This is a genomic window from Paenibacillus sp. FSL W7-1279, assembly GCF_037969845.1.
In the GTDB taxonomy this organism is placed as follows: Bacteria; Bacillota; Bacilli; order Paenibacillales; family Paenibacillaceae; genus Paenibacillus_AQ.
Window position 1 is genome coordinate 7,223,862 of record NZ_CP150215.1, and the last position, 21,803, is coordinate 7,245,664.

The window sequence follows — 21,803 nt, forward strand, 5'->3', positions numbered from 1 at the left end:
CTAATGGCTCCTGTAAAAAATGAGACCGTGATGAAACGCCAGCCTGCCACTGGAAAGGGGCGATTGCACTTTTTAGACCAGTTCAGGGGTTTTGCGCTGCTTGGTCTGCCGTTTGTTAACGTATTGGCGCTTTGGCTCATCGCCACGCCGGAAACTTCAGCGGATTTTTGGCTGCAGCGCGTGCTTACCTTTTTCGTGGAGGCCCGATTCTACACGATCTTCACGTTCCTGTTCGGGCTGGGGTTCTACATGTTCCTATCCCGAAGCGCTGTTGCGGGAGGAAAGCCAAGGCTTCGGCTGTATATCCGCCGGTTAGCGATCTTGGTGCTAATCGGGTTCATACATCAGCATTATCAATCGGGGGAGGCATTATTTCATTATGCGATTGTCGGCCTGCTAGCGCTTCCCCTCTATTGGGCGCCAAGGAGAGTTAATCTAGGTATTGGAGTGGTCGGGTTTACGGTTGCGGCCGTCATGGGAGTCAAGCTGCTTACCATTCCGTTTCTGATCCTGTTAGGGCTAGCCGCGGGCCAATACCGATTACACGAAGCAACCAGCAAGGGAATACGATGGAGTAAGCTGCGCATGGTGTGGCTGCTGTCATTACTCGGAACCGTCATTGCGATCGGGGCCATGTGGTGGGCAGCACCTCCCGAGCCGATGCCCCCGTTTCTATTCATGATAGAAGGCGAATCGCCGTCATCGACCATGCAGGCAGCCTTAACTCTGGCACATATCGGGGTGGCAACGGGTCCTATCGTGTCTGCATTTTATCTAAGCTCGCTCTTATTGCTGGGGCGCACCCGTTTAGGCGCAAGGATACTGTATCCGTTACAGGCATACGGCCGGATGGCGCTTACCAACTACATCGGACAAACCGTCTTTCTGGTAGGTATTCAGCGCTTCATACTGAACACCACACCGACGACTTATGTCGTATCTACACTCGTTTCCCTTGGGATTGTGGTCTGTCAGATCATAGCCAGCAATCTGTGGATGCGTTGGTTCCAATACGGACCCCTCGAATGGTTGTGGAGATGCGGCACCTATTGGACGATCGTGCCGATTCGCAAAAAAGCAGGAAACCTATAGGTCTCCTGCTTTTTTTGTTTTTCGCCCTATTACCATGTAAACGCCAAATATCAGTGTCCATATAAACACCGGACCTGAGGTGATCGGATAGATGATAACGCTGAGTTTTGGAAGCAGCAGTGCTGCAGGTATGCCAATCGCTCCCCACAACCCTGCTGCTATGCCTATCCATGCCATGACCGGTTTCACAGTTTCTTCAGAGAGCGAGAGCAGTGCAATGCTAAGCAGGCTTATTCCGATCCAGGCTAGCATCATGGCAAAATCCCCGGCCATAATACCGAACGCAAATAACCCGACACCCAAGGCGGCCGTCCCTGGGTCTTGCACCGAACCCCACTCCTTGGCCAGCACTGGGAGAACGGTTAATTCCATCGCGAGCACGAGCACCCATATCGTAATTGCCGCATTGAACAAGCGGGCAGCCATCATTGCAGCCGGGCGTCTACCGGCCATAGTCTCCCCGAGAGACAGTCCTCCAAGCCATAATAATACAGCCGCCAGCATCAGGCTGTGATCCCATTGCCAATAGGTTAGCATGTCCGGAATCATCGAAATCACATGATGACCCGTCCAGGGATCGGTCGCAGGAGGGTGCATAAGTGTAGCAATAACAAACAGCGCTCCGCCCAATAAAATGCTGATGCCTGCATAACGGCTAACTTGCGTACGTTCCTTCCATTTGCTCATGAGGGATTCCCACCTTCTGCTTCGTCGTCTACTTATCCTTATACTTCCCGTTCCGTAATGAAACTAGAAGTTTGAGATTGTCCGGCGACTTTCCCCGTTTCAAGGAGCCTGATAGGTTCTTAGAAGCCCTGATCTCCATCAAGCATATGCACGCAGCCGATCATCAATTAGACCCAGCAGCCATTCTCTTTCTCCAGGGACATCCTCTCTCAGCCTGGCTGCCGCTACGGGCAGCATCCACCGGTCGATATCCTCCAGCTTCGCACGGGACAAGCGGCAGTACTCGTTCAGGTATACTTGATTCCACAGCATGCGGGCCATCCGAAGCGGAATCAGCAGGATGCCCGGCTGATCGTCCGGCTTAAACGGCGATTGAAACATCAGCGATGTTCTGGCGACGTCGCATAATGGGTCACCCACCGTGGCGTTATTCCAATCGATCGCCCGGCATCCGCTCTCCGCCACGATCACATTATCCGGGTGGAAGTCGCCATGACAGATGGAATTCCCCTCAGGAAAAGAGTCCAGTACCTTCAATATAGCCTGCGCCTTTTCTTGCAGGATGCCGCTTGCATCAAGAATTGCATGCTCAAGCTTTTCCTTTTGCGACGGCAGCAAGGTTGTTGTGCAGCCATGCATCGCATGCTGGAGCCGTGCCATCTCACGGGCGCACTTCAATAGCTGAAGCGGTGACGATTGAACCTGATGCAGCATTGATGGTCCTGTAACCCGTTCATACACCAGCCCTGTTCGTCCCTCGATATCCACCATGTCAAAGACGGCAGGAGCAGGCACACCCGCTTCGGCAACGATGCGGCCCATCTCCGCCTCATATGTCACCCATTCCGGGCGATACCCTTCATAATACAGCTTTAATGCCTGAGACTCTCCCCATTCATACACCTCTGCGCTCCTGCCTTTTCCTATCCGTGTACCCTTTTTCAAAGCACATCCTCCGCTTCCTGCGTCAGCTGGATTTTGATTTCGAACGCATCATCAACCGTTGGATCCAGCCTGGCTTCTGAATCCGGCAGTTATGAAATGCGGATATCTTCCATTCCCCGTTCACCTTGATCAGCACGTTGGTATTAATGGAAAAGCGGCCGGTGGGCGGCTTCTTATGAAATCTGAGCTGCACCGCTCCCGTAGCCTGGGCTATCGCAAGCTCCGGGGTCGGGAAACGCAGCTGGGTCGGGGTTGGTCCCGCAACCAGCCTGGAGTCTCGCAGCACCCCATCCCACAGCTTCTGATGAACCTCATCGATCTCTTGGCGGCCCTTCAAGTGCTGTCCGCTGAACGTGACGTAATCCGCGTCCTCCGTAAAGCATTCCGCATAAGTCCGGCCATTCCCTTCTCCCCACGCCTTGGACAGCGAATCGAATAACGTTTGGATCGCCTGGCGATCCTCGTACGTTCCATTCATCAGCCTCATCTCCTTTCCTGTCTTGCTCTTAAGCGGGATCACGAATCTTCTTTGAACACATTCTACGATAAACCGGCCGAACCGAAATCCCGCCCCGGGATGAAAACCGACTCGGTCTTGGGACTGAGTGATTCCTTCAGATCGGGCAAGTTGCGTTCTTTACGTAAGCAGGAGCGCGAGATATGATATCGTTATCCACGAGAGAACGAATCGTTAAGGAGGTTGCAGCCGGCATGATGAAGATCAGCGCTTTTGCTAAGGTCAGCGGCATTTCCATCAAAACATTGCGATATTATGATGAGCTTGGCCTATTGAAGCCGGCCCATGTTGATGAACAAAGCGGATACCGTTACTATTCCGAGGAGCAGCTTCTGACCGTCAAGCGGATTGCCGCTTACAAGGAGCAGGGGTTTACCTTGGAACAGCTCAAGCCTTTTTTGGAAGAGGATATAGGAAGCGATATCGTAAAAAACAAACTTGCGGATAAAATGACGGAGCTTCAGCATGCGATGCAGAACCTCCAGCAGCAGCTGGATAAGGTCAACAGCAGGATAACGCGCTTGGAACGATCTGAAGCAGGGAATCCAAGTGGCCCCATTATCAGGGAAGTCCCCTCCCAGCGTGCTGCCTTCATTCGTGACCAAGTCCCCCGCAGCCAGCTATGTCTCTTGCTGGATGAGATTACGAAATACGCTGTCTCTAATGGAGAAGAGGAGGCCAGGCAGCTAACCATTCTTTGGCATGACCACGGCAGCGGGAATGCTGACATTGCCGACATCGAAGTCGCAGTTCCCATAACTAGGGACATACCTGCTAATGGGCGCATTCGCGTGGACTTTCTGCCGCAGCTGAAATCTGCTGCATCTCTTGTACATCGTTGTGATCCGTACACCTACACCTGCCCCGTCGTACCCGAACTCAGGGCATGGATTTCGTCCCAAGGCCTCGTTCAGGCGGAATCGGAGCCGATCCGCGAGATCTATCTCACCTCGGATAAAGATATCTACGGCAAGAAGCGCCCTGCGGAATTGCTTATCCCCTTGCAAGGTAACGGGGAGTAACTCTTCCTTCCCGTGATAGGCTGTCGAAACGAACCTCGACCCCGTATCCACTCGTACTTGCAGAAGCAGTAACCCCCGATGTCCCTTTTGTTCATGAAAAACGCTAGAATAATTCTAAACCGCCCTCTTGACTCTCCCCTTAACAGGAGAGTGTACAGTAGCGTTAAATCGAACAAGAGGAGTGGGATTTCATGAAACGATTGGAAAACAAAATCGCATTAGTTACAGGCGGAAGCCGAGGCATCGGCAAAGGAATCGCGCTTCGGTTAGCGGAAGAAGGGGCTCTGGTCATTGTCCATTACGGAACCCGCCGGGATGCGGCGGATCAGGTTGTCCAGACCATACAAGATCAGGGTGGGCGAGCTATCGCTTTAGCTGCCAAACTGGAATCGGTAGACGGCGCAAAAGGGCTGATTCATTCGCTGGAGGAGGAGCTGCTTCGAATTAAGGGGGACAACCGTTTCGATATTCTGGTGAATAACGCAGGCATCGGAACCTCCAAGACCTTTGAAGAGACGACCGAGGAAAGCTTCGATGAGCTGCTTGCCGTAAATGTAAAAGCACCGTTCTTCCTGGTGCAACAGGCCCTGCCGCTCCTGCGTGACGATGGGCGCATCGTCAACATTTCCTCCGGCGTTACGCGGATTGCCTACCCGCATATTATGGCTTACAACATCACCAAGGGAGCCGTCAATACGTTCACCTTGCATCTCGCCAAGCTGCTCGGTCCACGCGGGATCACGGTAAATGCGGTTCTCCCTGGCATCGTGGATACGGATGTGAATGCTGCATGGCTGCATACGCCGGAAGGGCAGCAGCATGCCGCTGAGATGTCCGCGCTTGGCCGAATCGGTCAGCCGTCCGATATTGCGGATGTCGTAGCTTTTCTCGCATCAAGCGACGGGCGCTGGGTCACGGGGCAGATGGTCGATGCAACCGGCGGTTCTCATCTGTAACGATATGAGGCAGCAGATGCCCCGAGGTTTATCCTTTCTGATATGCTAAAAAGAAGCGATCCTTGTTGGGCATAATTCCAGCAAGGATCGCTCTTATGTTTTATCTGCTGTTAATCTGATTCGCCAATCTGCTCAAGATCGCTTTTTTCCTATATCTGCTGTTTAATCGGATTCAGCTATCCGCACAACCGACTTCCGCTCCGGATCCCAGCGCCATGATGGAGACTTGCCCCGCACATGCAGGCCTCCTACCCATTTATCGATCGTTCCGGAGCAGGCATCGTCGGTCTTCCCGGCTAATACCTTACGCCCCAGACTCGTCACTTGCAGCAGCCGATCTTGGAAATGGGGTACAGCCCGTTTGAAGTCGGGAAACGGTGCTGTACCATCGATAACCAGCAACGAATCCGGACCCTCCGTCATCTTCGCCAGGTAACACCAGAACTCCAGATCTCCCATTCCGAGTGTATGGAGCTGGTCACCTACCTTTCGGAACAACTCATACGGCTTATGGATTCCGCTTGCTACAGCCTCTAACGCGGTCTGCTCGATGATCCCGAGTCCATGGCTCACAGAAGGCAGCCGCGCCAGATGGGCTTCGAATGCTGCCCTCGCAAAAGGCAGTGCCGAGGAATCCACCTCCAGCATGCGCTGATGTCTCTCCGGCCGATCCGAGGTATAGCCTTCCCACAACATGCTGCCCAGCCTAAGCTCTTCTTCTCCAATCGTGTGCCATGTGCCCGATAAAGTCTCGAGCTGCTCCGTACTAAGCTGCCCCAGCCCCCGAAAAAGCTCAATGCCCGGGTAGGCGCCAATGCACAGCAGACTCAACTTCGTATTTCCCAGTGACTGTTCCTTAAACCAATGCAGCAAATAGACCAGCATGGTCTGGTCAAACAGATCATGCTCAAACCAGAGCACGATCTCATCATATTTTCGAAAATCCTGTAGCTTCCTCTCCTGCGACTCGCAGGTCTCGATATATTCCTTCTCCGGAATCCCGAGTGTTTGCTCCAAATACAGAGCTCTCGTTCTCCGATGATCCAGCTCGTCCATCTTCGTGTAGACCGGGCCAAACGTATAGAGCTCCCTCCACACCAGAATATCTCCTTGAATGTTTCCTTGGTTCAGCTTATCCCCTACCGAATCCCCGTTAACGATATGCAGCATACGTTTTCCTCCCTCATACAGATCGGTGAACACCGATACAAAGTCGGCTACGTGCAGCGTGTTCTTCAGCTTCCGCCGGGCATCAAAAAGTCGCTTCTTCAAAGCCGCCAGGGATATATCCAAATATTGCGAGATCTCCCACAGACTGTAGCCTTGAAAATAATAGAGCTGGACCGCAATCCGCATGCTTGATGGCAAATCCGCGATCGTGGCATGCAGCTGACGAATCATCTCTCTCTTTTCCACGACAAACTCCAAGCTTCGCTGATCGCCAGCCGGCAACTCCATCTCATGCAGCGGTAACGTCTGAAATTGCTTGCGGCGCAGGTCTCTGTAGCACTGCCGCTCAACGATCACTTTGAACCATCCGGGAAAACGCCGAGGATCCTGCAGCTTGTGCAGATTCGCAAAGGCCTGCGTAAAGGCCTCCTGCACGGCATCTTCCGCCAAATAAGGATCCTGCAATTTATCGTAGGCCACGGCCAGCGCCATGCCGGTAAAATGCCGGACCAAGCTCCCCTGTGCCTCCGCACTGCCCCGCCGGGCTTCCTCAATCCACTGGAACACGTTCACTAAAACCTCCCTTCACGGTGTCTCTATCCCTTAAGTGCCGATCTGAACGAAAAAGGTTACCTCACTTCAGGAACTCTGCACCCGGATGGATGATATATCGAAAACTCTCCATCGCCTTCGTCGGCGCCTCCCAGGCACGGTTCAGACACCCGATTCCTCTTGACATTCACCTAACACCTGTGTGATGATACACACCAAATCATCTTGTTCTCTCTTTACATCCGAAAAGAGCTGCGTTAGATGAATTTAAGAACAACATACCACACGGCTATGAGAAGAAATAGTAGCTTATCTCCCGAGGCCCAAGCGAACCGGCGAATGGTGCGAGGCCGGTACCCCGGAATAAGTGAATGGATCTTCTCGCTTCAACCCGAACCTTTCGGCTGTGCCGGGGCAGTAGGCCTTGACGGTTCTCCACCGTTATGATGGAGATATGGCAGGAATCATGGTGCTTTTTCCCATTTCCACGTCATGCTAAAGCGCGACTGTACAGTCGAATTTGGGTGGTACCGCGAAGGTTACACTTCGTCCCATAGAGGGATGAGGTGTTTTTGTGTTGTTCGCAAACCATTAGGAGGTGTTTTTATGCAACGATTATTGTCAGGTATCAAGCCGAGCGGAGATTTGAATATTGGCGGGTATGGAGGTGCTCTTCGTCAATACGTGAAGCTGCAGCATGAGTATGAGTCCTATTTCTTCGTGCCGGATCTGCATGCGATCACGGTCTATCAGGATCCTGTGGAGCTGCACCAGCGGACGCGCGAGATTGCCGCGCTGTACATTGCGTCGGGCATTGACCCCGATAAAGCGACGATCTTTCTGCAATCGCAGGTCCACGCGCATGTAGAGCTCGGGTGGTTGCTGGAGACGCAGGCGCATTTCGGTGAATTAAAACGGATGACCCAGTTCAAGGAGAAATCGGACGGAAAAGATACCGTGAGCTCCGCGTTGTTTACGTATCCGGTCCTCATGGCTGCCGATGTGCTGCTCTACCAGGCAACGCATGTGCCTGTCGGTGACGACCAGAAGCAGCATCTGGAACTGACCCGCGATGTGGCCGAGCGCTTCAACAACCGGTATGGCCGCACGTTTACGGTGCCTGAGCCGATCATTCAGGATATTGGCTCCCGCATCATGGGGCTTGATGATCCGTCCAAGAAGATGAGCAAAAGCAACCCGAATAAGAACAGCTGCGTCCACATGATGGATACGCCGGAGGATATCCGCAAGAAGTTCTCCAGGGCGGTTACCGATTCCGATGGCCAAGTCCGGCATGACTGGGAGCAGAAGCCGGCGGTCAGCAATCTGATCGAGATTTATTCCGTATTCTCCGAGGAAGCCATCTCCGTCATCGAGAAACGGTATGAAGGCCAAGGATACGGTACGTTCAAGAAGGAATTAGCCGAAGTGGTCATCGAGAAACTTCAACCGATCCAGGAGCGGTTCCACCAAATCGTGAATTCCTCCGAGCTTGACCGCATTTTGATGGACGGAGCGAAGCGGGCTTCCGAAAGCGCAGGCCCAACACTGCTTGCCGCCAAGAAAGCGATGGGATTGGTCATGTTCTGAAAGAACCGAGAGGGCGTCCCCTAATATCTGCATCCTGCTTCAGGAATCAGGTTAAGGGGCGCCCTGCTTATTTTTTATACATAGCTCTGCGTATCTCTATTTCTTCCAAACTTGTAGGTTGCAATCAGCGATAAGGCCAAGGCAAAGGCCAGTAGAATCGCCACATTCAACATAATGTCGGTCAACGCGCTTCCTTGTTGAAGCTTGCCGAACGTATCGAGCAGCCAATACTGCGGCAGGAAATCGGCGATTCGCTGAATCGCTTCGGGCATCACGGTAAGCGGGAATACACACCCCGCCAGCAGCGAAGTCGGCATGATCACCATCGTCTGGATTCCGTTCGCCATCATGGTGCTGTCCGAGAACGCGACAATGACCTGCGATAAACTGACCGCGACCAGAGCGAACAGCGACAGAATCAAGAACATCTGCCAGAGCGGAAGGCCAGGCTCGATATGAAAGAACCGGGTCATGACAAACAAGGTGGCCGCAATCTGGATCATCATCAGAACGATGTTCACGATGGCATTCGAGAAGACGTAACTGCGGGCCGTAATAGGCGACGATAAGAGTCTATAGTACGTACGGTTCTCTCGATCCCGGATCGTTAATGCTGATAGATTCACGGCGGAGAATAACATGAACACAACCAAGTAACCAATCGTCCGGTTGGTCATATCATGATTGACCGATTGATCCGCGACCGTAGTCGTGGACAATTGAAACGTTGAACTCCGATAACCGCTGTATAATTCGTTAAATGCGGCGGCATCGCCACCCGCCATAACCCCCATGGAGGAGATATTCCGGATGTACGCGTTCAGATACGCTTTGACATACCCCGTAACCTGAGCTCCCTTAATCGACTCGATCCGGACCGGCTCGGGTGCCCCCTGAATTACGCTCTGCGCAAACCCCTCGGGGAAAATCAGCACTGCATCCAGTTCACCCGACACAACCAAGTCATCCGCTTCCGATTCCCTAATGACTGATGCCTCGGTATGCTCCAAATGAGCAACAAAATCGATCGTATCTTGCGTGACCTTCTGTTCGATATCGTGATTCACGATGCCAATGTTAACCGAAGTCTCTCCAGAACCCTTGTAGATTAAGGTGGATAGCAGAATGCCGACAATAGGAAGCGCGATAACGAGCAGCAGATTTTTATAATCCTTCAACGAGGTCAATATCGTCTTTCGAATGAGCCAGAGCATATCCTTCATCATTACAGCCCTTCCCTTCTTCGCATCAAAATCATGGCTACCGCCAATAGCAGGACGGAAAATCCCACGTTCAGCATCATCGCATGCACGGCTGCAGTCCCATCGCCTGAATAGATGATTTGCAGCAGAGCTTCATTGGACCAATGCAGGGGAGAATACGTTGCGGCCTCCCTCATGAATCCCGTTGTGCTTGCAACCGGCGTATATCCTCCGCCAAAGAACGCAGCCAGTTGAATAATGACCATGATGACAGCTCCGGCTGCATTTCCCTTCAGCACGTAGCTGATGCCGAGCCCGAGGCTGAGCGCAAACAGGATCTCGGTGAACAAAACCAGGAATACCATGATGGGGTTCTCCCCCCAATAGGCATTGAACATATATTTGCTGATCAGCACAACGATGATGACAAATACGGCATTGATTGCGAGCGTGCCCATTATTTTTCCGGCAAAAATCTCGGCTTTCGTCACCGGTGAGGCCAATAGGCGCTGCGCGGTGTTTCGCTTTCGCTCACTATCGATGAGTCCGCCTGCCGTCAAGGCGCTGTACAGGATGATCATCGTGGTGACCGCAATCGAAAAATAATCAAGCGAACCCGGCTGCCTCGCCCCCTGAATGGAAGACTCCAGCACATAGCTCCCTCCATCATCAACAAGCAGCTTGCTCTCATATCCCGGATCGATCTTCGCGGCTTCGGCTGACAGCCGGTACCGGTCGGTAAATGCGGACAGCATCCCCTGTACAATCCCGTTCTCCATACTGTTGCGGCTGTTTCCATCATAACGGATACCTTGACCGTCCATTTCCACGTAACCGGTGTACCGGTTGTTTTTCACTTCCTGCCCTCCGTCCATGCCTTCCTTGACTTGCTCAAAGACCATGCCCGATGAGCGCTCCGCCTCCTGCATGAAAACCTGCCATTGCTCCGTAAGCGCGGGTTCTGCACCGTCGTTATGGTATAACACCCGGATGTCTCCAATCGTGGTACTGCCGTTAAAAGCATTCGAAAGCGCTGTCCCTAGGATCAAAATGAGCAGCACCGGGGTTGCCAGCATAAACACCAGCATCCGCGGCTCCCGGACGATCTTCATCTCCTTCAGCGCGATTCTCAGTACGTTCATGTATTTCCACCTCCCTCTTCCATGGTCCGCTAATCCCGAAGGCTTCGGCCGGTCAACGTCAGGAACACCGTTTCCAAATTCGGCTCGGACGCTTGAACGGAACGAATTTCAATGCCTTGCGCCATGAATACCTGAATGATTTTATTCAGGTTATTGACCCCTGCGTCGGAGCTGATGTGCACGGTATTCTCCTTCACTTCAACCGATTTGACGCCCGCGATCTCTTTCAGCTTGCCCGATTCAAGATGGGCGGCCGTTTGCACTTCGATCCCGATATCCTTCTGGTCCGTAATAATGGCCTTCAGCTGTGCCTTTGTGCCCTCCGCTATGATCTTGCCGTGGTCGATAATGGCAATCCGGGTGCAGAGCTCCTCCACTTCCTCCATATAATGGCTCGTGTACAGGATCGTGCTGCCCATCTCATTCAGCTTCCTGACCGAGTTCAGAATATAGTTCCTCGATTGGGGATCGATGCCGACGGTCGGCTCATCCATGATGATCAGCTTCGGTCTGTGGGCAATCGCGCAAGCGATATTCAGTCGTCTCTTCATGCCTCCGGAGAAGCTCTTCGGGTACATCTTATGTTTGTCACTAAGTCCGACGAAGGCAAGCGCCTCTTCGGCCCTGCTCCTAAGCTCCGATCCTCTCATTCCATACAATCCGGCAAAAAAATGAACATTCTCATAGGCGGTCAAATCCTCATATATCGCGACCTCTTGCGGAACCATGCCGATCTGCTGCTTCGCGAACTTTCTGTGCTTCATCAGATTCTTGCCCAGGACATGAACCTCTCCCTTGGTCATGGGCATGAGCGACGATATGATATTAATGGTTGTGCTCTTGCCTGCTCCGTTCGCGCCCAGGAAGCCGAAGATCTCGCCTTCCCGTATGTTCAACGACAACTGATCTACCGCTATGAAATCCCCAAACTTCTTCGTAAGACCTTTGATCTCCAGCACGTTCATACGTTTTTCGCCTCCATATTCCATCCACGCATCAACCGGTGGACTTGATCTGCATTTATCGTACGAAAAAAGGATGCCCTTGCGATAGTGCACAAGTTCATCCTTATCCATGAGAATCTTCATGTTGTTGACGATCCAAATCTTCACCCTTGTGGGGAATGTCATTTTGACCCGATATCTCTAATCCGCCAAATGCACTTACCGGTTTTAGCTATAAGGTATTAAAGTGGTCACCGAGAAGCCGTCGGAGCCATCCACGATCACGGTACCATTCACGACCGCGGCGCGCTCCTCCATGCCTATGATCCCAAGACCCTTGATGACCTTCTGCATGCCCTTGCCGTTGTCGCTGACCTTGGCCTTGATCATGGTGCCCAGAACTTCGATATGTAACGAGACTGCCGTTGCATTCGCATACTTCATCGTATTGGTTAACGCTTCCTGGGTGTTATCCTGAATGATTTTCCACTGAAGCGGTGTAATCACATCCATATTGCCCTCATGCGTTAATACGGTCTTGATCGGGTGCTGGGTGGAGAACTCCTCTAGGAATAAACGCATTCGGTTGATGCCGAGCTGCTCCGTAGGAGGCTTTACGTTCTTCAAAACCAGCCTGATGCTCTCAATGCCTTCTTTGGAGATGGATATGGCATTCTGCAGCAGCTCGGCGGACTTGTCCGGATTCGTTGTCATCAAGCGCTTGGCCGCCTCCATCTGAATCAATGCTCCCGTCATGGAATGCCCGATCTTGTCATGAATTTCCTGGGACAGCCGATTTCGCTCTTCCAGCTTGAACATATATTCAAACTGCCGGATGTACTCATTATTTTCGCTCAGCCGCTGGGTCAACCGATCCAGTTCACGATGCATCTGCTCGTTCTGCTCCTGATAGGATGTGACTCGGCTTATAAAAGCTCTCAGCATGGTGAGATAAATATAGGATAGAACGGATATAAAGAAATAGGTCAAGCCAAGCTCGTAAGGCACTATAAACGCTGGAACCAGCAGGAGAATCAGGATCATCCAGCTCCTGCGAAGATATAAAGACAACAGCTCATACAGATTCGCGGGAAGCAGCATGAAGAACAGCGGATGAATGTAGAATGAGGACGCCACGACAACAAGAATAGCCAGTACCATGAAGTATGGCTGTGTATTGCGACTCTTGAAAATATAGACGGATACATTCACGGACAGGTAGAGAAGCATGACCAGTATATACCATGACGTTATCGCAAGATCAGAGGCATACGACTGGCTGATCACATACAGGAACAGCATGCTTTTGAAACCGATGACCCACAGTTCGGCATAATTTCGGCGTTCGCTCACTTATTCACTTCCCCCGTCAGATAAAAAATCGCAATCTGGGTTCGATGCTCAAGACCTGTCTTGCTGAGAACTGAAGTGATGTGATTGGCAATCGTGCCTTCGGAAATAAACAGCTTCTTCGAAATTTCCTTGTTGGCCAGCCCTTTGGCGATGAGCGCCATAATGTCCAGTTCCCTTTCGGTGAATAGACTCCGGTCGAACTTGTCTGCCTTATCTTCCTTTTCAGGCTTTCCGGGAGAGAGCCCGGATTTGATTTTATCCAGTACGACGTCCTGCAGCACATGATGGCCGTGGTACACCGTTTTGATTGCATCGCGAATCCGTTCCGGGTCGTTATTCTTTAGCAGATAACCCTTGGCGCCGTTCAGGATCGCATCGGTAATATATTCATCGTCGTCGAAGGTCGTTAAGATCAGCGTCTTGGTCTTGGTACGCTCCGTGAGCTGCTTCGCGGCCTCAACACCGTTCAGATTCGGCATCCGGACGTCCATCAGCGCCACATCCACTTCATGCGCTTCGCAATAGGCCACCGCTTCCTGGCCGTCTTCAACGGTCGCCACGACGTCGAACTCATCAAACGTAGTCAGAATGATTTTCATACCTTCCCTGATAAACGAATTATCGTCCGCTATGATCACTTTAATCTTCAACTTACGCTCACACTCCCTTATTCAGGATTATACAGGCCGTCATCTTGAAGAACGATAGTATTTTTATTCACCTAATACAAGGGGGACCGTCACGGTGCCAACGCACTGCTGCCATGTTCCCGGCTAACATGGACCAAGCTGCTTGAGCGTAGCAAAAAAAGCAGTGCGGGTAAACCCACACTGCCCATTCGCCAGCCTATTCTATTAGTGCGTGTTCAAAAAGTCGGATTTTCAGCACCGAGAAGGTTGGATGAAGTTAGGGACTGAGGAGCGGAGCGTACGTTTTGGGTACGTGAGCACCGGAAGGCCCGACTGAATTCAAGATTCGATGCCGAGTTCCTTCTTGACTCCCTTCGTGTTAGATATAGGATTTATAAGTTATCAACGGAGTTGATGAAATTCTATATCGCAAGAAAACCTACTTCCGAATCGCGGTCGCTCAGCTCTGAATTTGCCTCGATTGGTTTTCTTATCAAAAGACTACATTTTGAACAATCTCTATTAAGAAGCGGTCATCGACTTTCTTTTGTCGGAAAGGCTCCCCTTCTTCAGCACCGAGGCAAGCAGCAGAACAAGGAAACCTCCGGCGATAGACCATAGTACGGCAGCATTCGCGGAAGATGCGGAAACGCCGTCAAAATACATTACATCTCTTAGAGCCGAAGCAGCAAAGCGGAGCGGCGTCCACGAGTACAGCCAATACTGTGTTGACTGCGGCAGAAACTCCGGCGCCATATTAAGAAGCGGCATCGAGAAGAACATCAGGAGCACCAAGATGCCCATAGCCGGGATTCCCATCCAGTTGAGCAGGGTCGACTGAAGGAGGAAAAAAGCGGAACCTGCCAGCCACAGCATCAGCCAAACGCGGCCCCCGTTGGTAAACTCCATGCCATACCAGGAGGATGCCATCCATACCAGGAAACCGGAAGCCAGACCCGCCAGCAGCAAACCGGCAGCGCCTTGCAGCACAATCGAGGTTCCCCTGCCGCTGCCGTCAGCTACGGCTTTCTGCAGCGCCTGGAACATGAACACGCTAATGATCAGACATCCAATCCATAAAATCTGCACCAGCATGCCCGGCGCATTGCCGCTTGCGTGATTAATCCCGACAGGATGTACAACCTCCTCCTGAACCTCAAACGGGGTAAGGAGAGCCTGTGCGGTTGTTACAGGCAGCATATCCGTCTGCGTGCTGATCATCGTCAATGCCTGGTTGGAGAGCTGCCCTCCCGCCATCTTCATCGCTTGCCCGAGCATCTGTTTCACCGCTGTGGATGCCTGCGTGCTCATCCCCTCGTTCACCAGCACCTGCACCACAGCCGGCTTGGGATCAGGCGATTGCAGCGACAAGATGCTCGCGCTTAAGTCCTCAGGCAGCACAAGGGCTCCATAATACTTCTGGCTGTCGAGCCCTTCCCGTGCCTCCGCTTCCGAATTCACGATTCTCCACTGAATGGGCAGCTGTGAGTTGCCCTGCAGCATCCCCTTCATCATATCGCCAACAGCAAGGGGTTCGCCGTTCGGTAACTCCGCCGGCTGATCCAAGACGACCAATGCAACGGGCAGCGACTTCGGCTTCGCTCCCGCGATCGATCCCATCATGGCCACGCCGAAGACCGACAGGGCCAGAATGACAACCAATGCGCCGATCCACAGCATGTTTTGTTTTAAGAAACCCATATCTACCACTCCTCGTCATTAATGAACATACTGTTGATTAAAGATCACAGCGTTAATTATAATGAAGAGAGATTTTTGTTCAATCATCAGCTTTCGGCGGAGTGTTCATTACTCATCAGTGTTCAAGCATTCTGTTGATTAAGTGTTCAAAATTGTACTGGAGGGGAATTCCTTGATCAAAAAGACGGATCGCCGGCAAATTCGGACGAATCAGCTGTTGCGGCAGACCTTGTTTGAGCTCATGGACGAAAAAAGCATAAATGCGATTACCGTCACCGATATCGCCAATCGCGCCAATATCAACCGAGGTACCTTCTATCTGCATTATCGGGATGTGCCGGATATGCTGGATAAGCTCAAAGAAGAGGTGCTCCAGAAGATTAAGGACATCGTCGTTCATATTGACCCCAGGGATTCCAGAGACTATGCGGAAAAGGGCGAGCCTTATCCGGCGTCAGAACGAATATTTGAGGAGCTCATCCGTCATGCCGCCTTCTTCCGTGCCGTTGTCGGCCCGAATGGGGACATATCCTTCGTGCGGCAATTCAGGGAATTCATGAAGGAGCATATGTTTGCTAAGCATGCGTTCAGAAAGCCCGTAGCAGAGAATCAAATCATTCCGAGCGATTACCTGATTGCGTATATGACCTCCGCCAATATCGGCCTGGTCATACACTGGATCGAGTCCGGCATGAATAAGTCCGCAAGAGAAATGGCGATCATGATGACCCAGCTGATCAACTACGGCCCGTTGATTACTTCAGGGATCATCCCAAAACAGTAAGGTAATGCAAAAGAAGAGAAGCGGGGAATTCCCTCGCTTCTCTTCTATGCTTAATGGCACATAGGCACTTTGCCTGCTTCGCTAATTGATCAATTGCTTTACTAATTCGCGGTTTCGCTCCTTGAATACCTCGTTATGCGAGGAGACCATCGCGTACTTTTTGGCATCCGGCTCAATGAACTGCTTCGCGCTGTTCACCGCGTTCGCGGCATCCTGGAAGGCGCCCGCAATCAGGTGCAGCTTCCCGTCAAAATGCAGGATGTCGCCCGCGGCATACAACCCCGGTATGGAAGAGTTGCAGCTTGCGTTGCCCGCGATATAGTAATCATCTACCCGATGAATATCGAGCTTGCTGTTCTCCAAGAGGGACATATCCCGTTCATAGCCATGGTTAATGATCACTTCGTCTACGGCCAGATAGGAAACTTCACCCGTCTCATTATTGGTCAATTCCACCCGCTCGATCACCTCATGATTATCCGAAGCAATAAGCTTCGTGATCGATGTATTGAGGTGGCAAGTGGCCTTGCTGTTCATCAACTGATCGACTTGGGCTTCATGGCCTGACAATTCGCCTTTTCGATAGGCCAGGTACACCTTCTTCGCCACAGGCTCCAGCTCGTTCGCCCAATCCACGGCCGAGTTTCCTCCGCCGGACACAATCACCGTTTTGCCCTTGAAATGCTGCAGGGACTTCACCGTGTAGTTCAGGTTCGACACCTCAAACCGCTCGGCTCCTTCAATATCCAGCTTCTGCGGATTCAGGATGCCTCCGCCGACCGCCACGATGACCGTTTTGGACAGATGCACGCCGGAATTCGCCGTATGTAATTCGAACAGCCCTTCCTCATTGCGGGCGATCGATTCAACCTTCTCGTTTAACAGCACTTCGGGATTAAACGTCAGACCTTGCTGAACCATCTGCTCGATCAGCTTTGCGCCCGGAACGGGTGTCAGTCCGCCGACGTCCCATATCATTTTTTCCGGATAAACGTGAACCTTCCCGCCAAGCATGGGTTGATATTCTATAATCTTGGTTTTCATGCCGCGCAGTCCACTATAAAAAGCAGAATATAATCCTGCTGGTCCTCCACCAATAACCGTTACATCAAATATCTCTTTCCCACTCATGCATTTCACTCCCGGTTTATAGATTAAAAGGCTGTTTGCGATCACCTTGTAACGTAAATGATTATCATTATCAATTAGTATACGTTGCCTTTCACCGTTTTACAATCAATCATTTAGAAAAAATTCATATTGTCACAATTTCGCCTATATTTAGGTTTGCATCACTCTTCCAATCTATATATGGATATTATTCGGCTGAAACATGAATATTATTTAAAATTTCCATTAAGATATTTATTGACAACGACGCGGCTCCACATTATATTTATGGATGAAATTGAGAATCATTATCGTTTGATAGCTAACTACTCTGGAGGTGAAATGATGATTCGCCTAAGTACAGATCGAATAAGCGTCGGTTACGGCGAGAATCTGATATTGAATCGTCTTAACGTAGATATTCCCGATAAAAGAATCACAACCATCATTGGGCCGAACGGCTGCGGCAAATCCACTCTTTTGAAGGCTGTTACCCGCATTATTCCTTACCAGTCGGGTGCTGCCATTCTGGATGGAGAAGAAATCGCCAAGATGAACACCAAGCTGCTGGCGAAAAAGCTGGCCATTCTGCCCCAAACTCCGGAAGGACCGGGCGGTTTAACGGTTGGCGAGCTTGTCTCCTATGGCCGATATCCTCATCAACGCGGTTTTGGCCGCTTGACCAAGCAGGATATGGAAGTGATTGACTGGGCGCTGGAGGTTACCGGGACCCAGGATTACAAATATCGCTCGGTGGATGCTCTATCGGGGGGACAAAGACAGCGGGTGTGGATTGCGATGGCACTTGCTCAGGAGACCGAAATGATCTTCCTTGACGAACCGACAACGTATCTGGACATGGCGCATCAGCTTGAGATCCTGGAACTGCTGGAGAGACTTAACATCGAGCAGGAGCGTACCATTGTTATGGTTCTACATGATTTAAACCAAGCCGCCAGATTCGCTGATTACATTATCGCGATGAAGGATGGAGATATCATTCAGGCCGGTGATCCGGAAGCCGTCATTTCACACGACGTATTAAAGAAAGTATTCCATATCGACGCCGAGATCGGCCGCGATCCGCGCACGGCAAAACCGATCTGTATCACATACAATCTATTAAAAGGGGAAAAAGAGGATGTACTCAAAACGGAGCAAAACGACAACTACGAAGAAACTACTCATCCCGTTTATAGCGCTGCTGCTCATTCTTAGCGCTTGCAGCAGCAAGCCTGCGGAGACAAACAGCAATAATACAGGAACGGCCGAATCACCTAAAACGGAACAAAGCGAAACTCCATCCGGGACCATTACATATGAGTCCGAGAACGGACCCGTCGAAGTACCTGCCAATCCGCAGCGCGTGATTGTGCTGTCTTCCTATGTAGGCGACCTGCTTGCACTCGGCGTCAACATGGTGGGCGTTGATTCCTGGTCCAAGGCCAACCCCGCATTTGCGGACAAAATCAAGGATGCCGAAGAAGTCACGGATGAAAGCCTGGAGAAAATCATCGAGTTGGACCCCGATCTCATCATCGGCCTGTCCAATATCAAGAACGTGGATAAGTTGAAAGAGATTGCCCCAACCGTGACCTACACCTATGGAAAAGTCGATTATTTGACGCAGCATCTTGAAATCGGCAAGCTTGTGAACAAAGAAAAGGAAGCCCAGGCCTGGATCGATGATTTCAAGCAACGGGCGCAAAAAGCCGGTGAGGACATCCGTGCCAAAATTGGAGAAGACGCCACCGTATCCGTTATCGAGAGCTTTGATAAACAGCTTTATGTATACGGCGATAACTGGGGCCGCGGCACTGAAATCCTGTATCAGGAAATGAAGCTGAAAATGCCGGAGAAAGTGAAAGAAATGGCATTGAAGGACGGTTACTATGCCCTTTCCGCGGAAGTGCTGCCGGAGTATGCCGGCGACTATGTTATTCTGAGCAAATTTGCCGATGCCGATACGTCCTTCCAGCAAACCGAGACGTATAAGCAAATCCCGGCGGTAAAGAATGGCCGCGTATACGAAGCAGACGGAAACCGGATTTATTTTAATGATGCCACCACGCTGGAGTACCAGCTAGAGTTCATTACGGAACACTTTTTGGGCAACTAGCATTTAGGCTGCCTTTGCTCAGACTTATTTCGATTGCATATTCCAACTTTAAGATGAAAAGATGATTCCATGACAATGCCTACGAAACGATCCATTCCTATTTCCATCAAATTGATTGCAGGCATCATCGTATTTATGGGCATGTTTGTTGTTGCGATGGTGTTCGGTGCAGCTGAAACCAGCATCAAGGATGTATGGTTTGCCCTTACCACCTCGATGGAGGGCGAAAAATTATCCCTCCTTCGCGAAATCCGCCTGCCCCGTGAGGTTGCAGCTATTCTGGTCGGAGCCGCGCTTGCGGTCTCCGGCGCCATCATGCAGGGCATTACCCGCAATCCGCTGGCGGATCCCGGCCTGCTCGGTCTTACCAGCGGGGCGAATGCGGCGCTTGCCTTCACGCTGGCTTTCATGCCGGCTGCCAATTATTTTGGCATTATGGTGGCCTGCTTCATCGGAGCGGCGATCGGCGCCGTGATGGTCTTCGGCATCGGAGCCATGCGAAAAGGCGGCTTCTCTCCCTTGCAGATGGTGCTGGCTGGCTCAGCCGTATCCGCATTCCTGTACGCCATCGCTGAAGGAATCGGCATTTATTTTAAAATATCCAAGGATGTGTCCATGTGGACGGCAGGCGGTGTGATCGGCACATCATGGGGACAGCTGCAGACGATATTTCCGTTTATTCTCATTGGAATTATAATTGCCATCGTGTTATCAAGACAGTTGACCATCCTTAGCCTAAGTGAAGAAGTCGCCGTCGGTTTGGGACAGAACATTGCTGCTATCAAAGGCATCCTGTTTGTCGTGATTGTCCTCCTGGCTGGAACTTCTGTGGCCTTGGTGGGAAATCTGGCCTTCCTCGGCCTGATGATTCCCCACATTGTCCGCGGGATCGTCGGAACAGACTACCGCCATGTCATTCCGATGTCCGCCCTCGTCGGAGCCATCTTCATGCTGTTTGCCGACACGGTTGGACGAACGCTGCATGCTCCTTACGAAACACCCGTAGCTGCTCTGATTGCCATCATGGGATTGCCCTTCTTCCTGTTTATCGTACGCAAAGGAGGGCGGGGACTGTCATGATTCATCCATCGTTAATAAGAAAACAACGCATTACATTTCTGGTCTTGTTGATCCTTACAGTGGTTACAGTCCTCGTTGGTCTAGGTCTCGGTTATTCGTCCGTTAGCTATGACCGGATTATTCCAACCCTGCTGGGCCAAGGCAGCTTCAAGGAGAAATTCATTATCTTCGATGTGCGCCTGCCGCGCATGCTCATTACTTTGCTGGCCGGAATGGCGCTTGCCTTATCGGGTGCCATTCTGCAGAGCATTACCCGAACTGATCTCGCGGATCCCGGTATTATCGGCATTAACTCGGGGGCCGGGGTCGGCGTAGCCGTATTTTTCCTGTTCTTCCCGATCGAAGCCGGCTCCTTTATTTACATGCTGCCCTTGGCGGCATTTATCGGAGCTGTGCTAACGGCCGTGGGCATCTACCTGTTCTCTTTCCGAACAGGCGAAGGCCTGCAGCCCGTTAAATTGGTGCTTACCGGGGTCGGGTTCTCCATGGCACTCTCGGGTGTCATGATTGTGCTCACGTCGTCTGCCGAGCGGACCAAGGTCGATTTTATTGCCAAGTGGCTGGCGGGCGGGATATGGGGAACCGATTGGCCTTTCATTGCGGCGGTGCTGCCCTGGCTGATCATCCTGATTCCGTTCACCCTATACAAAGCGCAGCGCATGAATCTGCTGGGATTAAGCGATCCCGTGGGCATCGGCGTCGGCGTATCCATTGAGAAGGAGCGCATCGTGCTGCTTCTGGCTGCCGTAGCGCTTGCAGCATCCGCGGTATCCGTTACGGGCGGGATTACATTCATTGGACTCATGGGCCCACACATTGCCAAAGCGCTGGTCGGCCCGCGGAATCAGATGTACATTCCGATTGCCGTGTTGATCGGGGGCTGGCTGCTGCTGCTCGCGGACACGATCGGACGCAACATCGTGGATCCCGACGGCATCGCCGCAGGCATTATGGTCGCCATCATCGGCGCGCCGTATTTTGTATATTTGCTGCTGAAGAAAAAATAACCGTTATTCTTTTTTAACTGAATGCCTAAGCCCCTATTGCACTCTTTCAGGTGTAAAAGGGGCTTTTTTGTATACGGTGAATCGCTTTATTTCATACATAAAGTTCATGAATAAGGTAATATAAGGATAATTCGCTTGGTAAAACAAAAGGGAGGTATTATGGCAAAATCAAAGAAAGCCACCGATTCAGCTGCAAAGCGA

Annotated in this window: 20 protein-coding genes and 1 other annotated feature; of the genes, 9 read left to right on the forward strand and 11 right to left on the reverse strand. The window is 51.5% G+C overall.

The window, feature by feature from the left end; all coding sequences use genetic code 11:
- The first annotated feature begins 3 nt into the window (after positions 1–3).
- Entirely contained in the window at positions 4–1,092 is a 1,089-nt protein-coding gene (locus MKY82_RS32700; protein WP_194540101.1) for a DUF418 domain-containing protein, read from the forward strand.
- On the opposite strand, the gene MKY82_RS32705 is transcribed toward MKY82_RS32700, so the two are convergent.
- From MKY82_RS32705 to MKY82_RS32715, 3 genes are all read right to left on the reverse strand, one after another.
- Positions 1,087–1,779 (reverse strand): hypothetical protein, encoded by a 693-nt coding sequence (locus MKY82_RS32705; RefSeq protein ID WP_194540102.1) that lies wholly within the window; start codon positions 1,777–1,779, stop codon positions 1,087–1,089. The two genes, MKY82_RS32700 and MKY82_RS32705, sit on opposite strands and share 6 nt — an antisense overlap.
- Positions 1,780–1,917: 138 nt before the next feature.
- Positions 1,918–2,724, reverse strand: coding sequence for an aminoglycoside phosphotransferase family protein (locus tag MKY82_RS32710; RefSeq protein ID WP_339295128.1), 807 nt, complete (start codon positions 2,722–2,724; stop codon positions 1,918–1,920).
- Positions 2,725–2,746: 22 nt separating this feature from the next.
- Positions 2,747–3,202: an SgcJ/EcaC family oxidoreductase gene (locus tag MKY82_RS32715; protein ID WP_339295129.1), complete on the reverse strand. Its 456-nt coding sequence runs from the start codon at positions 3,200–3,202 to the stop codon at positions 2,747–2,749.
- Between the two features lie 182 nt (positions 3,203–3,384).
- Here MKY82_RS32715 and MKY82_RS32720 point away from each other — a divergent pair, with 182 nt between their 5' ends.
- Both MKY82_RS32720 and MKY82_RS32725 read left to right on the forward strand, forming a co-directional pair.
- On the forward strand, positions 3,385–4,263 hold the full coding sequence (locus MKY82_RS32720; protein ID WP_339295130.1) for a MerR family transcriptional regulator: 879 nt from the start codon (positions 3,385–3,387) through the stop codon (positions 4,261–4,263).
- Positions 4,264–4,454: 191 nt separating this feature from the next.
- On the forward strand, positions 4,455–5,219 hold the full coding sequence (locus MKY82_RS32725; RefSeq protein ID WP_339295131.1) for an SDR family oxidoreductase: 765 nt from the start codon (positions 4,455–4,457) through the stop codon (positions 5,217–5,219).
- A gap of 162 nt (positions 5,220–5,381) precedes the next feature.
- Here the strand turns inward: MKY82_RS32725 and MKY82_RS32730 are convergent, their stop codons facing one another.
- A complete protein-coding gene (locus tag MKY82_RS32730; RefSeq protein ID WP_339295132.1) occupies positions 5,382–6,956 on the reverse strand; it encodes a sigma-70 family RNA polymerase sigma factor in 1,575 nt (524 codons plus the stop codon).
- 267 nt (positions 6,957–7,223) lie between these two features.
- Positions 7,224–7,498: a binding site (T-box leader), on the forward strand.
- A 49-nt stretch (positions 7,499–7,547) separates the two neighbouring features.
- Between MKY82_RS32730 and trpS the strand changes: the two genes are divergently transcribed.
- The gene (trpS, locus tag MKY82_RS32735) at positions 7,548–8,531 is read left to right on the forward strand and encodes a tryptophan--tRNA ligase (RefSeq protein ID WP_339295133.1); all 984 of its coding nucleotides are present in this window, start codon (positions 7,548–7,550) and stop codon (positions 8,529–8,531) included.
- A 74-nt stretch (positions 8,532–8,605) separates the two neighbouring features.
- Here trpS and MKY82_RS32740 read toward each other — a convergent pair whose 3' ends face one another.
- The 6 genes from MKY82_RS32740 to MKY82_RS32765 all read right to left on the reverse strand — a co-directional run bounded on the left by MKY82_RS32740 (position 8,606) and on the right by MKY82_RS32765 (position 15,502).
- Positions 8,606–9,757, reverse strand: coding sequence for an ABC transporter permease (locus MKY82_RS32740; protein ID WP_339295134.1), 1,152 nt, complete (start codon positions 9,755–9,757; stop codon positions 8,606–8,608).
- The gene (locus tag MKY82_RS32745) at positions 9,757–10,875 is read right to left on the reverse strand and encodes an ABC transporter permease (protein WP_339220566.1); all 1,119 of its coding nucleotides are present in this window, start codon (positions 10,873–10,875) and stop codon (positions 9,757–9,759) included. Before MKY82_RS32745 ends, MKY82_RS32740 begins: the two co-directional genes overlap by 1 nt.
- Positions 10,876–10,904: 29 nt before the next feature.
- Complete coding sequence (locus MKY82_RS32750; RefSeq protein WP_339295135.1) at positions 10,905–11,840, reverse strand: ABC transporter ATP-binding protein; 936 nt, start codon at positions 11,838–11,840, stop codon at positions 10,905–10,907.
- Between the two features lie 207 nt (positions 11,841–12,047).
- A complete protein-coding gene (locus MKY82_RS32755) occupies positions 12,048–13,121 on the reverse strand; it encodes a sensor histidine kinase (RefSeq protein WP_339296738.1) in 1,074 nt (357 codons plus the stop codon).
- A 47-nt stretch (positions 13,122–13,168) separates the two neighbouring features.
- The gene (locus tag MKY82_RS32760; protein ID WP_071220520.1) at positions 13,169–13,822 is read right to left on the reverse strand and encodes a response regulator transcription factor; all 654 of its coding nucleotides are present in this window, start codon (positions 13,820–13,822) and stop codon (positions 13,169–13,171) included.
- 501 nt (positions 13,823–14,323) lie between these two features.
- Positions 14,324–15,502 carry an ABC transporter permease gene (locus tag MKY82_RS32765; RefSeq protein WP_339295136.1) on the reverse strand — a complete coding sequence of 393 codons (1,179 nt, stop codon included), beginning with the start codon at positions 15,500–15,502 and terminating at the stop codon, positions 14,324–14,326.
- A gap of 172 nt (positions 15,503–15,674) precedes the next feature.
- Here MKY82_RS32765 and MKY82_RS32770 point away from each other — a divergent pair, with 172 nt between their 5' ends.
- Positions 15,675–16,286, forward strand: a complete 612-nt coding sequence (locus tag MKY82_RS32770) for a TetR/AcrR family transcriptional regulator C-terminal domain-containing protein (RefSeq protein ID WP_339220568.1) — start codon at positions 15,675–15,677, stop codon at positions 16,284–16,286.
- 81 nt (positions 16,287–16,367) lie between these two features.
- Here the strand turns inward: MKY82_RS32770 and MKY82_RS32775 are convergent, their stop codons facing one another.
- On the reverse strand, positions 16,368–17,417 hold the full coding sequence (locus MKY82_RS32775; RefSeq protein ID WP_071220523.1) for an NAD(P)/FAD-dependent oxidoreductase: 1,050 nt from the start codon (positions 17,415–17,417) through the stop codon (positions 16,368–16,370).
- A 324-nt stretch (positions 17,418–17,741) separates the two neighbouring features.
- Here MKY82_RS32775 and MKY82_RS32780 point away from each other — a divergent pair, with 324 nt between their 5' ends.
- The 4 genes from MKY82_RS32780 (at position 17,742) to MKY82_RS32795 (ending at position 21,602) form a co-directional block, all read left to right on the forward strand.
- The gene (locus MKY82_RS32780; RefSeq protein ID WP_071220524.1) at positions 17,742–18,614 is read left to right on the forward strand and encodes an ABC transporter ATP-binding protein; all 873 of its coding nucleotides are present in this window, start codon (positions 17,742–17,744) and stop codon (positions 18,612–18,614) included.
- Positions 18,538–19,515, forward strand: a complete 978-nt coding sequence (locus MKY82_RS32785; RefSeq protein ID WP_339295137.1) for an iron-hydroxamate ABC transporter substrate-binding protein — start codon at positions 18,538–18,540, stop codon at positions 19,513–19,515. Before MKY82_RS32780 ends, MKY82_RS32785 begins: the two co-directional genes overlap by 77 nt.
- Before the next feature lie 69 nt (positions 19,516–19,584).
- Positions 19,585–20,595: an iron ABC transporter permease gene (locus tag MKY82_RS32790; RefSeq protein ID WP_260064666.1), complete on the forward strand. Its 1,011-nt coding sequence runs from the start codon at positions 19,585–19,587 to the stop codon at positions 20,593–20,595.
- Positions 20,592–21,602 carry an iron ABC transporter permease gene (locus MKY82_RS32795; protein WP_339295138.1) on the forward strand — a complete coding sequence of 337 codons (1,011 nt, stop codon included), beginning with the start codon at positions 20,592–20,594 and terminating at the stop codon, positions 21,600–21,602. The genes MKY82_RS32790 and MKY82_RS32795 overlap by 4 nt, the downstream gene beginning before the upstream one ends.
- Positions 21,603–21,803 lie beyond the last annotated feature (201 nt).